The following is a 16,228-nucleotide window of genomic DNA, read 5'->3' as shown; positions in this document are numbered from 1 at the left end:
TGAAAATCAGACATCCAGCAGCAGACGCGCCGGATCTTCCAGCATCTCTTTCACTGCAACCAGATAACCCACTGATTCACGGCCATCGATCAGACGGTGGTCATAAGAGAGCGCCAGGTACATCATTGGCAGCACCACGACCTGACCATTGACCGCCATAGGGCGATCTTTGATAGCGTGCATGCCCAGGATGGCGCTCTGCGGTGGGTTGATGATTGGGGTGGACATCAGGGAACCAAAGACGCCGCCGTTGGTAATGGTGAAGTTACCGCCGGTCAGATCGTCAACTGTCAGCTTGCCGTCACGGCCTTTCACTGCCAGCTCTTTGATTTTCTTCTCAATGTCCGCCATGCTCAGCGCATCAACGTCACGCAGAACGGGGGTCACCAGACCGCGTGGCGTAGAGACCGCGATGCTGACGTCGAAGTAGTTGTGGTAAACCACATCTTCGCCATCGATGGAGGCATTCACTTCCGGATAGCGTTTCAGTGCTTCAACAACCGCTTTGATGTAGAAGGACATAAAGCCCAGACGTACACCGTGACGCTTCTCGAAGGCCTCACCATACTGCTTACGCAGATCCATGATGGGCTTCATGTTAATTTCATTGAAGGTCGTCAGCATCGCCGTGCTGTTTTTCGCTTCCAGCAGACGCTCGGCAACGCGCTTACGCAGACGGGTCATCGGCACGCGTTTTTCGCTGCGATTCGCCACGGGTTGCTGCACGGCTGCAGTTTCTGCCGCTGGTGCGGCGGCTTTGGCAGCCTGCGGTTTGTTGGCCAGATGTTTTTCAACATCGTCACGGGTCAGACGACCACCCACACCGCTGCCTTTGATCTGCGAGGCATCAAGATTGTGCTCTGCAATCAGACGGCGGATAGCCGGGCTGAGCGCATCGTTGCTCTCTTCTTCCAGTGACGCAGTCTGACGCTGAGCCGGGGTAGACTCTTTGCTTTCAGACTTCGCGCTGCTCTCTTTACCGGCGCTGTTGCCCTCTTTCAGACGACCCAGGATCTGGCGGGAAGTGACGGTGGCGCCCTCTTCTTCCAGAACCGCTTCCAGGATACCGTCAGCAGAGGCTGGCACTTCCAGTACAACTTTGTCAGTTTCGATTTCGACCAGCACTTCATCGCGAGTGACTGCATCGCCTGGTTTTTTATGCCAGGTTGCCACAGAGGCATCGGCAACCGATTCAGGCAGGTCGGGAACGAGAATATCTACGCTACTCATTATCTTTCCTTTTAATTAATTAACGTTCAGCGCGTCATTAACCAGGTCTTGCTGCTGTTGTTGGTGTACGGACATGTAACCCACGGCCGGTGAGGCAGATGCCGGGCGGCCTGCATAACGTAAAGTGGCACCAAACGGCACAACTTCACGGAAATGATGCTGGCTGCAATACCAGGCGCCCTGATTCAGTGGCTCTTCCTGACACCAGACAAAATCCTGCACGTGAGCATACGCTTTTAATGCTTCCTGTACCGCGTGATGCGGGAACGGATAGAGCTGCTCGATGCGCACGATAGCCACATCGGTCTGCTCATTTTTACGACGCTGCTCCAGCAGGTCGTAATAGACTTTACCGGAGCACAGCACGACGCGTTTCACGCCCTGCGGATCCAGATCATCGACTTCGCCAATCGCCGGCTGGAAGCTGCCGTTAGCCAGTTCATCCAGCGTGGAGATGGCCAGCGGATGACGCAGCAGTGATTTCGGCGACATCACAATCAGCGGACGGCGCATACCGCGCAGCGCCTGACGACGCAGCATATGGTAAACCTGCGCAGGGGTAGACGGCACGCAGACCTGCATGTTCTGCTCAGCACAGAGTTGCAGATAACGTTCCAGGCGCGCAGAGGAGTGCTCTGGCCCCTGACCTTCATAGCCGTGCGGCAGCAGCATCACCAGACCACACATCCGGCCCCATTTCTGCTCACCGGAGCTGATGAACTGGTCGATAACCACCTGTGCGCCGTTGGCGAAGTCACCAAACTGCGCTTCCCAGATGGTCAGGATGCGCGGCTCTGCGGTGGCGTAACCATATTCAAAGGCCAGCACCGCCTCTTCTGACAGCACGGAGTCCCAGACTTTGAACTGGCCCTGGCCGCTGTGCACATGATGCAGAGGGGTATAGGTTGAGCCGTTCGCCTGGTTATGGACTACCGCGTGACGATGGAAGAAGGTTCCGCGACCGGTATCTTCACCCGACAGACGCACCGGAATGCCTTCATCAACCAGCGTGGCATAGGCCAGGTTTTCCGCGCCGCCCCAGTCAAAGGCTTTCTCGCCTTCAGCCATCAGGCGACGGTCGTTATAAATCTTGGCAACACGCGACTGCACTTCCACCTCTTCAGGCACCTGGCTGATACGCAGCGCCAGTTCCTTCAGACGTTTCATGTCGACCTGAGCCGGGTAAGGTTCATCCCACTCATGATTCAGGTAAGGTGACCAGGTAAAGGAGTGCAGGCTCATCGGACGCCATTCCGGCACCACACACTCGCCCGCATCCAGCGCATCACGATAAAGATTGACCATTTCGGTCGCATCTTCCTGCGTGGCGACGGCTTCACCTTCCAGACGGTCGGCGTAGATTTTACGCGGCGTCGGGTGTTTTTTGATTTTCTGATACATCAGCGGCTGGGTCGCACTTGGCTCATCCGCCTCGTTGTGACCATGACGGCGATAGCAGACCAGATCGATAAACACATCACGCTTAAAGGTATTGCGATAGTCGAGCGCCAGACGGGTCACAAAGGCGACCGCTTCCGGATCATCTGCGTTCACGTGGAAAATCGGTGCCAGCACCATTTTGCCGATGTCGGTGCAGTAAGGGGTCGAACGCGCATCTTTCGGATTGGAGGTGGTGAAGCCAACCTGGTTGTTGATGACGATGCGAACGGTACCGCCCACTTCATAACCGCGTGCCTGTGACATGTTCAGGGTTTCCTGAACCACACCCTGGCCAATCACCGCCGCGTCACCATGAATGGTGATCGGTAAGACTTTATTGCTGGCAGGCTCGTCCAGACGGTCCAGACGGGCACGCACAGAACCCATGACGACCGGGCTGACGATCTCCAGGTGTGACGGGTTAAACGCTAGCGCCAGGTGAACCAGACCACCTTCGGTTTCCACATCAGAAGAGAAGCCCATGTGGTACTTCACGTCACCGGTGCCCAGATGCTCTTTATGCTTACCGGCGAACTCGTCGAACAGATCCTGTGGCTTTTTACCCAGCACGTTGATCAGCACGTTGAGACGACCACGGTGCGCCATACCCAGCACGACTTCACGGGTACCGCTCTTACCGGCGTGACGGATCATTTCGCGCAGCATGGGCACCAGCGCATCGCCGCCTTCCAGCGAGAAGCGTTTGGCACCCGGGAATTTCGCCCCGAGATATTTTTCCAGCCCTTCTGCCGCGGTCAGCTCTTTCAGGAAACCTTTTTTCTCTTCGTTGCTGAACGCTGCACGGCCCGCTACAGACTCAAGACGCTGCTGGATCCAGCGTTTCTCATCCGTGTTGTTAATGTGCATATATTCCGCACCGATTGAGCCACAGTACGTCTGCGTCAGCGCGTCGAAGAGATCGGCCAGCTTCATGGTCTCTTTACCGATGGCAAAAGAGCCGACGTTAAAGCTTTCCTGAAAATCGGCCTCGGTCAGGTCATGAAAAGCCGGATCAAGATCGGCCACCCGATCCTGTTTCCACAGGCCAAGCGGATCGAGATTCGCATGCTGGTGACCGCGAAAACGAAACGCGTTGATCAGCTGCAGCACTTTTACTTGCTTGGAGTTGGTTTCCGGATCGGAGACAGATGAGGTGTAACGAGATGCGTCTTTCGCCAGGCGACGGAAGTACTCACGTGTGGTGGAGTGAAACTGCTCAGGTTTCATTCCGGTGCCCGGTAACTGTTGGAACATCGAGCGCCACACTGCATCGACAGAGTCAGGATCGGTCAGGAAATCCTCATAGAGCTGCTCTATGTAAGACTGATTCGCGCCGGCCAGCCAGGAAGAGTCCAGCCAGGGCTTCATCGCGCTGTTCTGCATTGTGATCCCTTAAGCATTGCTATGCTTTTTTGAGGTTTCATTTGTTGCCGCTTTCGCGGTTTGCCGTAGTGAGTTCAGCGATACGAGCACTCTGCGCAGCGCGCGTGGCCCGTAAGGGAACCTTTGTAAACGTGGTCATCACCGCGCTTACAGAGGCTTCCGTAAAACACCGGGAACCTGAGGTTCCCGGCGAAGACTGCTTATGCGCCGCGCTGCAGCAGCATCGACTTGATATGGCCGATGGCGCGCGTCGGGTTCAGTCCTTTCGGACACACGCTCACACAGTTCATGATACTGTGACAGCGGAATACGCTGAAAGCATCATTCAGATTGTCGAGACGCGCATCCGTTTCGGTGTCGCGGCTGTCAATCAGGAAACGGTATGCCGCCAGCAGGCCGGCAGGACCGATGAACTTCTCAGGGTTCCACCAGAATGATGGGCATGAGGTTGAGCAGCAGGCACAGAGAATACACTCGTACAGGCCATCCAGGTGTTCACGTTCTTCCGGCATCTGCAGATGTTCACGTGCTGGCGGATTTTCCCCATTATTCAACAGGAAAGGCTTAATTTTCTCATACTGAGCATAAAACTGGCTCATGTCTACGACCAGGTCACGCACAACCGGTAAACCTGGCAATGGACGGATAACGATTTTCTGTTTGCCGTTGCCCAGTGCCGAGACCGGCGTAATGCAGGCCAGTCCGTTTTTACCGTTCATGTTGAGGCCATCCGAGCCGCAGACGCCTTCACGACAGGAGCGACGAAACGCCAGCGTCGGATCTTTCTCTTTCAGGCGAATCAGCGCGTCCAGCAGCATCATGTCGCGACCATCTTCCGACTCCAGGGTGTAATCCTGCATGCGCGGCTTGTCATCGACGTCCGGATTGTAGCGATAAATTGAAAACTCGAGTCTCATGATCGTCTCCGAAATTAGTAGGTACGCACTTTCGGCGGGAACGCCGCGCGCAGTTTCGGCTGCATGTTCACCTCACGGCGCGTCATGCTTTCGGTTTCCGGGACATAAAGACTGTGGCACAGCCAGTTTTCATCATCACGATCCGGGAAGTCGAAGCGACTGTGCGCACCGCGGCTCTCGGTGCGGTAGTTAGCCGCGACCGCCGTGGCAAAGGCCGTTTCCATCAGGTTATCCAGTTCCAGACACTCAATACGCTGGGTGTTGAAATCCGGTGAGCGGTCATCCAGACGCGCTGATTTCAGACGCTGGCGAATCTCTTTCAGCTCTTCCAGACCCTGCGCCATCGCGTCGCCTTCGCGGAATACAGAGAAATTATTCTGCATGCAGCGTTGCAGCGCTTTACGAATCTCAACCGGGTCTTCACCCGTGGTATTGTTTTCCCAGCGGTTGAAGCGCGCCATCGCAACGGCAATCTCATCTTCCGTAGCGTCACGCAGTTCGCCCTGCTCCTGAATACTCTCCAGCAGATGCAGACCCGCTGCGCGGCCAAAGACCACCAGGTCGAGCAGTGAGTTACCGCCCAGACGGTTGGCACCGTGTACCGATACGCAGGCAATTTCGCCGACAGCGAACAGGCCAGGAATTACCACATCTTCACCCTGCTCATTCACACGCAGTGCCTGACCGGTCACTTTAGTCGGAATACCGCCCATCATGTAGTGGCAGGTCGGAATGACCGGGATAGGTTCTTTGACTGGATCGGCGTGAGCAAAGGTGCGTGACAGCTCGAGGATGCCAGGCAGACGTGACTCAAGCACCTCTTTACCCAGGTGATCGAGTTTCAGTTTGATGTGCGGGCCCCACGGACCGTCACAGCCGCGACCTTCACGGATTTCAATCATCATTGAGCGCGCAACCACGTCGCGGCCCGCCAGATCTTTAGCGTTTGGCGCATAACGCTCCATGAAGCGTTCGCCATGTTTGTTCAGCAGATAACCGCCTTCACCACGGCAGCCCTCGGTGACCAGCACGCCCGCACCAGCAATACCGGTTGGGTGGAACTGCCACATCTCCATATCCTGCACCGGCACGCCCGCACGCAGTGCCATACCCACGCCGTCGCCGGTGTTGATGTGTGCATTGGTGGTGGACTGATAGATACGGCCCGCGCCGCCGGTGGCCAGAATGGTCGCTTTTGCTTTGAAATAGACGGTTTCGCCGGTTTCGATGCAGATAGCGGTACAACCCACCACTGCGCCCTCGGCGTTTTTCACCAGATCCAGTGCATACCACTCAGAGAAGATGGTGGTTTTGTTTTTCAGGTTCTGCTGGTAAAGAGTATGCAACAGGGCGTGGCCGGTACGGTCAGCTGCTGCAGCGGTACGTGCCGCCTGCTCGCCGCCGAAGTTCTTTGACTGACCACCAAACGGACGCTGATAGACACGACCATCTTCCAAACGCGAGAACGGCAGGCCCATGTGTTCCAGTTCCAGAATTGCTTCCGGGCCGGTTTTACACATATATTCAATCGCGTCCTGGTCACCGATGTAGTCGGAACCTTTGACGGTGTCGTACATATGCCATTCCCAGTTATCTTCATGGGTATTACCCAGCGCAACGGTAATACCGCCCTGCGCAGATACAGTGTGGGAACGGGTCGGGAAAACTTTAGATAACAGGGCACAGCTCTGACCGGCCTGGGAGATTTGCAGTGCGGCCCGCATACCTGCGCCACCTGCGCCGATCACCACGGCATCAAACTCTCTGATTGGCAAACTCATTTACACACCCCACACCACAACAAATCCATAAATCGCATACCACAGCAGCGCCACGACAATCACAAACTGCAACAACAAGCGCGTTGGCAGTGATTTGACGTAGTCTGTTAACACCTGCCACATGCCGATCCAGCCATGAATCAGAATGGAGAACAGCGTCAGCAGCGTGAACACTTTAGTGAATGCGGAAGCGAAGAAGCCACGCCACAGGTCATAAGTCAGCGTGTCTGTCATCACAACAAAACCGAGGATGTAGACGATGTAGAGCGTAATGAGAATTGCAGTTGCCCGCAGCAGCAGCCAGTCCTGAATGCCGTTGCGACCCAATGCGGATGCATTGCTTACCATACGAGGACTCCCGCCAGAATTGCCAGCACGACAGTGATCACAAAAGTCATATGAGCCGAACGCTTACCAACCTGCAGCGTTTCAGCCAGATAACCAAAATCCATCAACATATGACGAATCCCGCTCACCGCGTGATAGGCCAGCGCGGTTAAGATGCCCCACATGATGAACTTCGCGAAGAAGCCATCCATGATGGATGCAGCGTGCTGGAAACCTTCAGGAGAAGAGAGAGAGAGACCGAGCAGCCACAGCAGGATGCCAATGGCAACCAGAGTGATTACGCCGGAGACGCGGTGAAGAATGGACGATATTGCAGTAACGGGAAACCGGATCGTCGAGAGATCCAAGTTGACAGGTCTTTGTTTTTTCACGGTTTTGCCCACACAGCTCTTTTTTATTTTGCTTCCTCCGGACCTGAGGCGGAGTCTAATCACAACGTGTGGCAGACTTAACCGTCACCAAACAAGCAACATCCAGTGTTAATTGACGCGGTAGTAAACGCTGGGTGGCTCCTGGTGTCAGGGTGTTCCGGAGACCTGCCAGGAGTATAGGAGGATCACATTCTGATTACAATTCCCCTACAAACTCTTTGGTATATTTTAGGTGGAACAGTGATCCTACTCACGATTTTCACAATTGATACAATTTTAATTATCTGATTTGACAATAGTTCAACAATTCAGTTACAAACTAAGCCTGTAAATTCCTATGATGCACAAAAGTTATGGGGATACACTTTCCCCTAAGCGCAAGTTATGTAACATTGCGATAATGAGCATTAAAAAGCATCAGGTTATTGGTTACCAAGAAGTTATATCCTGACCGGATCTTTAACAACCGCGATATGCAGCATGTCCATGGCTCACCGGTTCCCGCTGGGAACGCGTCGCTCACTCTGTACCCTGCACCCGCTTTATACCCGCAGAGTGATACTGTGTAGTTTTGCCAACCGCAACATGAACGCGTTTCAGGTGTCTAAAGATCCTTACCTACATAAGGCGCTATGGAGACGAAAATGACAGATAAAAAAGTAACGCTAACCCTGCAAGATGGAACATCTATTGAACTGGACGTGCTTAAAGGCACGCTGGGTCAGGATGTGGTTGATGTCCGCGCTCTGGGTTCAAGTGGCCTGTTCACCTTCGATCCCGGTTTTACGTCTACAGCGTCCTGTGAATCTGCTATCACTTTTATCGATGGTGATGAAGGTATCCTGCTGCACCGTGGTTTCCCGATTTCTCAGCTGGCGACCCACTCTAACTACCTGGAAGTCTGCTACATCCTGCTGAATGGCGAAGCGCCGGACCAGAAACAGTTTGATGAGTTCCGAACCACGGTTACCCGCCACACCATGATTCATGAGCAGATTACCCGTCTGTTCCACGGCTTCCGTCGTGACTCGCATCCTATGGCGGTAATGTGCGGCGTGACCGGCGCACTGGCTGCGTTTTACCACGATTCACTGGATGTAAACATTGAGCGCCACCGCGAAATCGCGGCATTCCGTCTGCTCTCTAAGATGCCGACCATGGCAGCGATGTGTTACAAATATTCAATCGGCCAGCCGTTTGTCTATCCACGCAATGACCTCTCTTACGCCGGTAACTTCCTGCATATGATGTTTGCTACGCCGTGCGAAGAGTACAAAGTGAATCCGGTGCTGGAACGCGCTATGGACCGTATCCTGATTCTGCATGCTGACCATGAGCAGAACGCTTCAACCTCTACCGTACGTACCGCCGGTTCAAGCGGCGCGAATCCGTTTGCCTGTATCGCCGCCGGGATCGCCTCCCTGTGGGGACCGGCGCACGGCGGTGCCAACGAAGCGACTCTGCGTATGCTGGAAGAGATCAGCACCGTTGAGCACATCCCGGAATTTGTTAAACGCGCTAAAGACAAGAATGATTCATTCCGTCTGATGGGCTTTGGTCACCGCGTTTACAAAAATTACGATCCACGCGCGACCGTGATGCGCGATACCTGCCATGAGGTTCTGAATGAACTGGGTATGAAGGATGATCTGCTGGAAGTGGCGATGGAGCTGGAACACATTGCGCTGAACGACCCGTACTTCATCGAGCGTAAACTTTATCCAAACGTGGATTTCTACTCCGGTATCATTCTGAAAGCGATGGGTATTCCTTCGTCCATGTTTACGGTGATCTTCGCGATGGCCCGTACGGTTGGCTGGATTGCCCACTGGAAAGAGATGCACGACGAAGGCATGAAGATTGCCCGTCCACGTCAGCTCTACACCGGTTATACCGAGCGCGAATTCAGCTCACAGCTGAAAAAGTAAGGCTCAGTGGATAGCGGAGAGGGATCTCCGCCTGATGTTGCTTTAAAGCCGGGGCGGTTGGCTGTGATACCGCGCCTGCGTAGAGAACATGGTCAGATTGGAAAGACGCAAAAGCCGTCATCCATGACACGCTCGGCCCGCGCGATTACGCACCTCATCCCTGAGGTGCGCCCGTAGCCGGGCCAACGCATTGCGTTGTTCAAAAACGCTCCCGACGTTTTTATCCGGGCGGCGGGACGCTTTCCTCCTCTGACCGTATTCCCTGCGCGTCAGACTTCTTCGTAGCGGCTGGACTCTCCCGGATTCGGGTTTGTCAGCTGTTTGCAGTAAGAACCTTTTCCTGTTTTGTTCCCCAATGCGGCCGCCTCTATCTCTGGCAACCCGGACACCAGTAAAAAGGCCGTGATGAAAGCGTGCCCTTCTCAATCACTGTGCCACAGCGCCGGCATTTTTTGCCCTGACGATGAAAAACCTCAAACTGAAACGCTGCTTCCTCATGATATTTCTTCATGGTTCCACGCATCCGATAGGCATGACGCGGCACCGACAGCAGCGCCTCGCTGAAAGCAGTCAGCTGATCTTCAGTGAGATCCTGCGCCCGATGATTGGGCAGCAGCTGCGCCAGCCAGAGAATCTCGGCGCGCAGGTAGTTTCCCAGCCCGGCCAGAAAAGCCTGATCCAGCAGCAGACCACTGAACTGCCGCCGCCGGAAACGGGGTGACAGCAGCCGCTCTTTCACTTCTTCCACGCTAAGCTGGCTGTTCAGCACATCCGGTCCGATGCGGGTCAGAAACGGATGCGCCGCCAGCGTATCTGCGTTGAGCAGTTCAATATCGGAGGCACTATAAAGCAGAATTGCTTTGCTCGCCGTCGCCAGCCGCACCCGCAACTGGCGTGTGGTATTCAGTTCAGTATCGGGTTTCACGATGCGCCAGACACCATAAAGCTGGTTATGACTGTAAAGCGTCAGGCCATTGCTGAAATGTGTCAGCAGCGCTTTTCCCCGCGTCTCAATCGCCTGCACCTGCTCACCAATCAGCGAGGGTTCGTAAGTTTTAAGCTGAGGAAATGCAAACCACGCTTCGGTTAACGGCTGACCCACGATGGCAGTTTCAAGCTTATCCGCCACGCGGCGAATTTCCGGTCCTTCAGGCATCGTTCTTCCTCTTAATGGGTGGCGCCGCCAGCCTGTTTGATATCGTCGCCGGTCTCCAGCGTGACGTTTACCGCAATCTCCAGCGCCTGAATAATGGTCGCGACCGCCATGCTTGGCGCACCAGGATGGAGCGCCGCCTGTTCAGGCAGATAAGGAATATGAATAAAGCCACCGCGCGCCGGACTCTTCTGCTGCTCCAGCCAGTGCAGCAGGCCATACATCACCCGGTTACAAGTGAAGGTGCCCGCCGTCTGCGAAACCGATGCGGGAATGCCCGCTTTACGCACCGCGGCAACAATCGCTTTGATTGGCAGACGGGAAAAATAGGCTGCCGGGCCGCCAGCCACAATCGGTTCATCCACCGGCTGATGACCAGCGTTGTCCGGGATGCGGGCGTCATCGACATTGATACCGATACGTTCAACGGTAATGTCGCTGCGGCCGCCCGCTTGCCCGACCGACAGCACCGCATCCGGTTTGACCTCTTCCAGCGCCTGGTTCAGCACGTGGAGTACCTCACTGAACACCACCGGCAGCTGACGGATCACTATCATCGCCCCGCCAATCTGTTTGCCTTCCAGTGCGCGCACCGCTTCCCAGGAGGGATTAATCGTTTCACCGCCAAAGGGTTCAAAGGCGGTCATCAGGACAGTTTTCATGCAGCCTCACAGGAACATCAGGAAATAGAGCAGGAAAATGTTAACGATTAACAGTAGCACACCGGTTGGAATCTGAGCTTTGATCACCGCGTTACGATCGGGCAGCTCCAGCAGCGCCGCCGGGACAATATTGAAGTTGGCCGCCATCGGCGTCATCAGCGTACCGCAGTAGCCGGAAAACATACCAATCGCCGCCATCACTGCCGGATTTCCGCCGTGCTGCAGCACCAGAATCGGGATGCCAACGCCTGCGGTGATAATCGGAAACGCCGCAAACGCGTTACCCATGATCATGGTTAACAGCGCCATTCCGACGGCATAGACCGTTACCGCGATAAAGCGATTATCCACCGCCAGCCAGGTTTCGGTCAGATGCGAAATGGCACTGCCCACGCCCGCACTGGTAAACAGCAGTCCCAGGGTGGCGAGGATCTGCGGCAGGATAAAGGCCCAGCCAATCGAATCCAGCAGGCGACGGGTCTCCTGCATCGACTGCACCGGTTTTTCATGGGTCAGTTTCAACGCCACCAGCCAGCCAATGACACAGCCGACCATCATTGAAAACAATGTCACCAGCGTGGCGTGATTCCCGGGACCGAACACCACATCCTGCAGACCGGGAATATGATTAAACGCCAGCACGCCGACCACGGTCACGACCGGAATGGCCAGCGCAGGCAGAAACAGTTTGTTGCGCAGACGCAGCGCACTGGCCTGCTTCTCTTCATCGCTGCGCTGATGATAGCGCCCCAGCCGGACCCCACCCAGACCGGCAATCAGCGCCATTATCACCACAATGACACCGATAGTGATGTGCAGCATTCGGGTGCCCGCCGCGTCCGAGCCCATCAGGCTGCTCATCAGCTGCGTCGTCCAGTCACCCACCAGGAATACCAGGCCATACAAGGCCCAGAACAGTCCGGTGGTAAAGCGACGCGGATTAGCGCTGTCACGCCAGGAGAGGATGGCTACTACCAGCAAGATAATGCCTGCCAGCCACATCAGATATTGTTGCTGGAACATTACTGACCTCCTTTGGCTTTCAGCGCCTGGCTGTTGAGCTGTTGCAGCTCACGCGCCAGCTGACGATCGAGTCGCACCAGACGTGCCGAGTGGATCAGGAACGCGGCTACAGCGGTCGGAATGCCCCATAACGCAATGTGCAGCGGTTCGGTCTGAATCCCGGCCGACTCCTGCATGAAGTTGTGCATAAAAATAATCGCACCAAACGCCACGAAGATATCCTCACCAAAGAACAGGCCGACGTTGTCGGTGGCTGCTGACATGGCACGCAGCTTGTGCCGCAGCTCAGGTGTGATTTCGCCGTAGCGGTTTTCAGTGGCGCCTTCTGCCATCGGTGCGAGCAATGGACGCACCATCTGCGGATGTCCGCCGAGACTGGTTAACCCCAGTGCCGCCGTGATTTCACGCACAAACAGGTAGACAATCAGCAGACGTCCGGCGGTGGCGGTTTTGATCTGAGCAATCCACGCCTGTGCCCGCTCCTTCAGCCCGTGACGCTCCAGCAGCCCAATGACCGCCAGTGGCAGCAGCAGAATCAGCGGCAGGTTACGGGTGTTAAGAAACCCCGCGCCAAGCTTTTCCAGAATGTCAGCCAGCGGCATCATCGCCGCCAGACCGGTCACAAATCCGGCGACAATTACCACCAGCACCGGGTTAAAACGTAATACGAAGCCGACAACGATCGCGGCAATGCCCAGTAAAGGCCAGAGATTCACTGCACTTTCCATGGATTTCCCCCAGAGTTAAAAAACCCGACATAAGCCGGGCTAAGTGTTGTTTTCAGGCGCTGGTGACACGGATCTGCTGTTTGGCAAACGCATCACGCAACCGCTGGGCAAACTGCAGGGCGTGTGCGCCGTCGCCATGTAAGCAGACGGTCTGCGCATTCACTGCCACCCATTCTCCTGTGATACTTTTCACTTTGCCCTGCTGCACCATCGTCAGCGTCTGATCGATAGCCTGCTGCTCATCGTCAATCAGTGCGCCGGGCTCGCTGCGCGGCACCAGCGCACCGCTGCTGAGATAGCCACGATCGGCAAAGACCTCTTCCCGCGTGCGTAAGTCGTAGTGCGACGCGGCACGTATCGATTCGCTGTTCGCCAGTCCCACCACAATCAGCTGACTGTCGACAGCACGGATGGCGCGGGCAATGGCGTCTGCCAGCACCGGATCAGCCGCGGCCTGGTTATAGAGCATGCCGTGCGGCTTAACGTGAACCAGCCGCGCACCTTCGCTCTCTGCCAGGCTTTTCAGCGCGCCAATCTGGTAGATCATCTGGGCATAGACCGTTTCAGGTGGCAGTTGCATGGCACTGCGGCCAAAGTTCTCCCGATCGGGGAAAGCAGGATGCGCGCCGATAGCGACGCCGCATGCGTGCGCCCAGCGCACCGACTGCAGCATGGTCTGCGCATCCCCTGCGTGAAAGCCACAGGCGATGTTGGCGGAACTCACCAGCTCCAGCAACGCCTGATCGCTGGCACAGCCTTCGCCCAGGTCGGCGTTTAAATCAATTTTCATGGAGTCCCCATTTCATCTGGTCCAGCGCGCGTTGCTGATGCTGGCGTGCCAGCATCGCTTCCGGCAGCGTGCAGTGAATAAAGTGAATCGGCTCACCGAGGCGGATTTGCGCCAGATGGTAGAGATCGGCTTCGATGACGGAGGCGATACGCGGATAGCCGCCGGTGGTCTGGGCATCCGCCATCAGCACGATAGGCTGTCCATTCGGCGGCACCTGAATCACACCCGGCATCACACCATGTGACAGCAGCTCACGCGGACTTTCACGTTTAAGCTCACGTCCCTCAAGCCGGTATCCCATCCGGTTACTTTGCGGGCTGAGTTTCCATGCGGTACGCCAGAACGCCTGCTGCGCGTCGGGACTGAACTCGTGATACTCCGGGCCAGGCAGTGCGCGGATGCGGTTGCCCCACAGCAGTTGCCGCACCCCGACTTTGCGATCGAACTGACGCGTCGGTTTACCCAGCGGGATCTGATCGCCATCCCGTAAGGTACGCCCCTGAAATCCGCCAAATTTTGCTTTCAGATCGGTGCTGGCTGAGCCGAGCACCTCAGGGATGTCAAAACCGCCCTGCACTGCCAGATAGCTGCGCATGCCGCGCTGCGGCATCGCCAGCGACAGGACCTGCCCGCGTTTCACCGGGGTACGCCAGCCCGTCCAGACCGGCTGACCATCCAGCTCCGCATGGCAGCCTGCGCCAGTCAGCGCGAACCAGCCGTCGCGGGTAAACTCCGCTTTAAACTGGCCGAGCACCAGCTCCAGCACCGCGCTATCAGGCGCATTGCCCACCAGCACGTTAGCGGTGAACATCGCGGGATGATCCAGCACGCCGCCGGGGCTGATGCCATACTGACGCCAGCCGTAGCGGCCTGCATCCTGGATGGTGGCGGCCAGCCCGGCTCGCAGAATGTTTAACATATGCCCTCCTGTTGCGGCACAAAGCGAACCCTGTCACCGGGACGGAGCAGTGTGGGCGGCTGCTGCAGGGGATTAAACAGCGCGGTGCGCGTCTGGCCGATCAGTTGCCAGCCGCCGGGCGAAGCGAGCGGATAGACGCCCGTCTGGCTGCCGCCGATGCCAACCGATCCGGCGGGTACCGCAACTCTCGGTTCCGCACGACGCGGTATGTGAAGGCGCGGATCCAGGCCGCCCAGATAGGGAAAACCGGGCTGAAAACCGACAAAAAACACCACATACTCGCTGCTGCTGTGCAGCTCAACTACCTGACCGGGCGTCAGCGCGGCATGTTCCGCCACCACAGTCAGATCGGGGCCATGTTCGCCGCCGTAAATCACCGGGATCTCTACCAGACGTGACTCCGGCAACTGCGCTTCACTCTCTTCCCACCAGCGCTGAAGCCGCTCTATCGCATCCAGTGCACTCTGCTGGGGATCACGCAGGATCAGGGTGATGTTGTTCATGCCGGGAATGACCTCCAGCACGTCCGCAAACGACTGCAGTCGCTGGTTCAGTCCCCAGATACGTTGCTGACTCTCCAGTGAGACCGGCGGCTCCAGCTCCAGCACGACAGCGCGTTCACCCAATAAATAACACCGTGCTCGTTGCAACAGCTACCTCCTGCCTGATTGAGATCGTGCCTGGCCGACCTGACCGGATGCCCCGATCAGCCGATGGCTTATCTACTTAAAGCAAATAGTTATGCGAAAGTGGCAGGGATGTGTCAACAGATTTAGGTCCTGCGCAGGCGCGCAGGACAGAAGAAACAATCAGGCAGGATTAGGTATATCGATGAAGGTCACGTCAAGATTGTGGTGTTGTGCCAGCCACTCACCCAGCGCTTTTACGCCGCCACGCTCGGTGGCGTGATGGCCTGCGGCAAAGAAATGCACCCCCTGCTCGCGTGCACTATGAATGGTCTGTTCAGAGACTTCACCTGTGATGTAGGCATCAACGCCCGCAGCGGCAGCCTGGTCGATAAAGCCCTGTCCGCCACCGCTGCACCAGGCGATACGACGAATCAGCGCGGGTGCGTTATCACCACAATACAGCGGTTCACGCCCCAGCTTATCGCCGATTCGGCGGGCCAGCTGTTCACCCGAGATCGGCTCAGCCAGCTCACCCCAGAACACCAGCGGCATGATTTCGCCACGTACGTCAATATCCAGCAGTCTGGCCAGCTGGGCGTTGTTGCCCAGTTCTGAATGCGCATCAAGCGGCAGGTGCCAGCCATAGAGATTTATATCGTTAGCCAGCAGCGTCCGCAGACGGCGGCGCTTCATGCCTTTAATCGCGGCCGGTTCACTTTTCCAGAAGTAGCCATGATGGACGATTATTGCATCGGCCTGACGTGTGACTGCCTCATCCAGCAGGGCCTGACAGGCCGTCACACCGGTAATAATCGTTCTGACTTCGTTACGTCCCTCAACCTGCAAACCGTTGGGGGCATAATCACTGAAGCTATGGCTATCGAGGTGCTTATTGATCAATGTCTCTAATTCGTAATGATTCATTC

Annotated in this window: 15 protein-coding genes; 1 reads left to right on the top strand and 14 read right to left on the bottom strand. The window is 56.2% G+C overall.

What is annotated here, in order from left to right:
• Positions 1-6 precede the first annotated feature (6 nt).
• From odhB to sdhC, 6 genes are all read right to left on the bottom strand, one after another.
• Positions 7-1,230, bottom strand: a complete 1,224-nt coding sequence (gene odhB, locus NIM72_RS17485; RefSeq protein WP_253421329.1) for a 2-oxoglutarate dehydrogenase complex dihydrolipoyllysine-residue succinyltransferase — start codon at positions 1,228-1,230, stop codon at positions 7-9.
• Between the two features lie 15 nt (positions 1,231-1,245).
• Positions 1,246-4,053, bottom strand: coding sequence for a 2-oxoglutarate dehydrogenase E1 component (sucA, locus tag NIM72_RS17480; protein ID WP_161732141.1), 2,808 nt, complete (start codon positions 4,051-4,053; stop codon positions 1,246-1,248).
• A 200-nt stretch (positions 4,054-4,253) separates the two neighbouring features.
• Complete coding sequence (locus tag NIM72_RS17475; protein WP_090962958.1) at positions 4,254-4,970, bottom strand: succinate dehydrogenase iron-sulfur subunit; 717 nt, start codon at positions 4,968-4,970, stop codon at positions 4,254-4,256.
• Between the two features lie 14 nt (positions 4,971-4,984).
• On the bottom strand, positions 4,985-6,751 hold the full coding sequence (sdhA, locus tag NIM72_RS17470) for a succinate dehydrogenase flavoprotein subunit (protein ID WP_161732139.1): 1,767 nt from the start codon (positions 6,749-6,751) through the stop codon (positions 4,985-4,987).
• Positions 6,752-7,099, bottom strand: a complete 348-nt coding sequence (gene sdhD, locus NIM72_RS17465) for a succinate dehydrogenase membrane anchor subunit (protein WP_009091417.1) — start codon at positions 7,097-7,099, stop codon at positions 6,752-6,754. It abuts the gene before it with no gap.
• Positions 7,093-7,482: a succinate dehydrogenase cytochrome b556 subunit gene (gene sdhC, locus NIM72_RS17460; protein ID WP_029519433.1), complete on the bottom strand. Its 390-nt coding sequence runs from the start codon at positions 7,480-7,482 to the stop codon at positions 7,093-7,095. Before sdhC ends, sdhD begins: the two co-directional genes overlap by 7 nt.
• Positions 7,483-8,114: 632 nt before the next feature.
• Here sdhC and NIM72_RS17455 point away from each other — a divergent pair.
• Positions 8,115-9,398 (top strand): citrate synthase, encoded by a 1,284-nt coding sequence (locus NIM72_RS17455; RefSeq protein ID WP_033731874.1) that lies wholly within the window; start codon positions 8,115-8,117, stop codon positions 9,396-9,398.
• Between the two features lie 367 nt (positions 9,399-9,765).
• On the opposite strand, the gene nei is transcribed toward NIM72_RS17455, so the two are convergent.
• From nei to NIM72_RS17415, 8 genes are all read right to left on the bottom strand, one after another.
• The gene (gene nei, locus NIM72_RS17450) at positions 9,766-10,554 is read right to left on the bottom strand and encodes an endonuclease VIII (RefSeq protein ID WP_161732137.1); all 789 of its coding nucleotides are present in this window, start codon (positions 10,552-10,554) and stop codon (positions 9,766-9,768) included.
• Between the two features lie 11 nt (positions 10,555-10,565).
• The gene (gene pcp / locus NIM72_RS17445; protein WP_161732135.1) at positions 10,566-11,213 is read right to left on the bottom strand and encodes a pyroglutamyl-peptidase I; all 648 of its coding nucleotides are present in this window, start codon (positions 11,211-11,213) and stop codon (positions 10,566-10,568) included.
• Positions 11,214-11,219: 6 nt separating this feature from the next.
• Positions 11,220-12,236 carry a DUF979 domain-containing protein gene (locus NIM72_RS17440; protein ID WP_161732133.1) on the bottom strand — a complete coding sequence of 339 codons (1,017 nt, stop codon included), beginning with the start codon at positions 12,234-12,236 and terminating at the stop codon, positions 11,220-11,222.
• The gene (locus NIM72_RS17435; protein ID WP_161732131.1) at positions 12,236-12,964 is read right to left on the bottom strand and encodes a DUF969 domain-containing protein; all 729 of its coding nucleotides are present in this window, start codon (positions 12,962-12,964) and stop codon (positions 12,236-12,238) included. The genes NIM72_RS17440 and NIM72_RS17435 overlap by 1 nt, the downstream gene beginning before the upstream one ends.
• A 52-nt stretch (positions 12,965-13,016) precedes the next feature.
• Entirely contained in the window at positions 13,017-13,754 is a 738-nt protein-coding gene (gene pxpA, locus NIM72_RS17430; protein ID WP_161732129.1) for a 5-oxoprolinase subunit PxpA, read from the bottom strand.
• Positions 13,744-14,673 carry a 5-oxoprolinase subunit PxpC gene (gene pxpC / locus NIM72_RS17425; protein ID WP_161732126.1) on the bottom strand — a complete coding sequence of 310 codons (930 nt, stop codon included), beginning with the start codon at positions 14,671-14,673 and terminating at the stop codon, positions 13,744-13,746. Before pxpC ends, pxpA begins: the two co-directional genes overlap by 11 nt.
• Positions 14,667-15,323, bottom strand: a complete 657-nt coding sequence (pxpB, locus tag NIM72_RS17420; RefSeq protein WP_161732124.1) for a 5-oxoprolinase subunit PxpB — start codon at positions 15,321-15,323, stop codon at positions 14,667-14,669. The genes pxpC and pxpB overlap by 7 nt, the downstream gene beginning before the upstream one ends.
• Before the next feature lie 159 nt (positions 15,324-15,482).
• A complete protein-coding gene (locus NIM72_RS17415; protein ID WP_161732122.1) occupies positions 15,483-16,226 on the bottom strand; it encodes a type 2 GTP cyclohydrolase I in 744 nt (247 codons plus the stop codon).
• Between the last annotated feature and the right edge of the window lie 2 nt (positions 16,227-16,228).

The sequence above is a fragment of the Pantoea sp. B550 genome, assembly GCF_024158165.1.
Lineage (GTDB): Bacteria > Pseudomonadota > Gammaproteobacteria > Enterobacterales > Enterobacteriaceae > Pantoea > Pantoea alfalfae.
Note: the sequence above shows the minus strand (reverse complement) of the source record. Positions and strands in the feature narration are given on the sequence as shown.

Coding starts and splice junctions, on each gene's coding strand:
- odhB (WP_253421329.1), bottom strand. CDS start 1,230: ATGAGTAGCGTAGATATTCTCGTTCCCGACCTGCCTGAATCGGTTGCC.
- sucA (WP_161732141.1), bottom strand. CDS start 4,053: ATGCAGAACAGCGCGATGAAGCCCTGGCTGGACTCTTCCTGGCTGGCC.
- NIM72_RS17475 (WP_090962958.1), bottom strand. CDS start 4,970: ATGAGACTCGAGTTTTCAATTTATCGCTACAATCCGGACGTCGATGAC.
- sdhA (WP_161732139.1), bottom strand. CDS start 6,751: ATGAGTTTGCCAATCAGAGAGTTTGATGCCGTGGTGATCGGCGCAGGT.
- sdhD (WP_009091417.1), bottom strand. CDS start 7,099: ATGGTAAGCAATGCATCCGCATTGGGTCGCAACGGCATTCAGGACTGG.
- NIM72_RS17455 (WP_033731874.1), top strand. CDS start 8,115: ATGACAGATAAAAAAGTAACGCTAACCCTGCAAGATGGAACATCTATT.
- nei (WP_161732137.1), bottom strand. CDS start 10,554: ATGCCTGAAGGACCGGAAATTCGCCGCGTGGCGGATAAGCTTGAAACT.
- pcp (WP_161732135.1), bottom strand. CDS start 11,213: ATGAAAACTGTCCTGATGACCGCCTTTGAACCCTTTGGCGGTGAAACG.
- NIM72_RS17440 (WP_161732133.1), bottom strand. CDS start 12,236: ATGTTCCAGCAACAATATCTGATGTGGCTGGCAGGCATTATCTTGCTG.
- NIM72_RS17435 (WP_161732131.1), bottom strand. CDS start 12,964: ATGGAAAGTGCAGTGAATCTCTGGCCTTTACTGGGCATTGCCGCGATC.
- pxpA (WP_161732129.1), bottom strand. CDS start 13,754: ATGAAAATTGATTTAAACGCCGACCTGGGCGAAGGCTGTGCCAGCGAT.
- pxpC (WP_161732126.1), bottom strand. CDS start 14,673: ATGTTAAACATTCTGCGAGCCGGGCTGGCCGCCACCATCCAGGATGCA.
- NIM72_RS17415 (WP_161732122.1), bottom strand. CDS start 16,226: ATGAATCATTACGAATTAGAGACATTGATCAATAAGCACCTCGATAGC.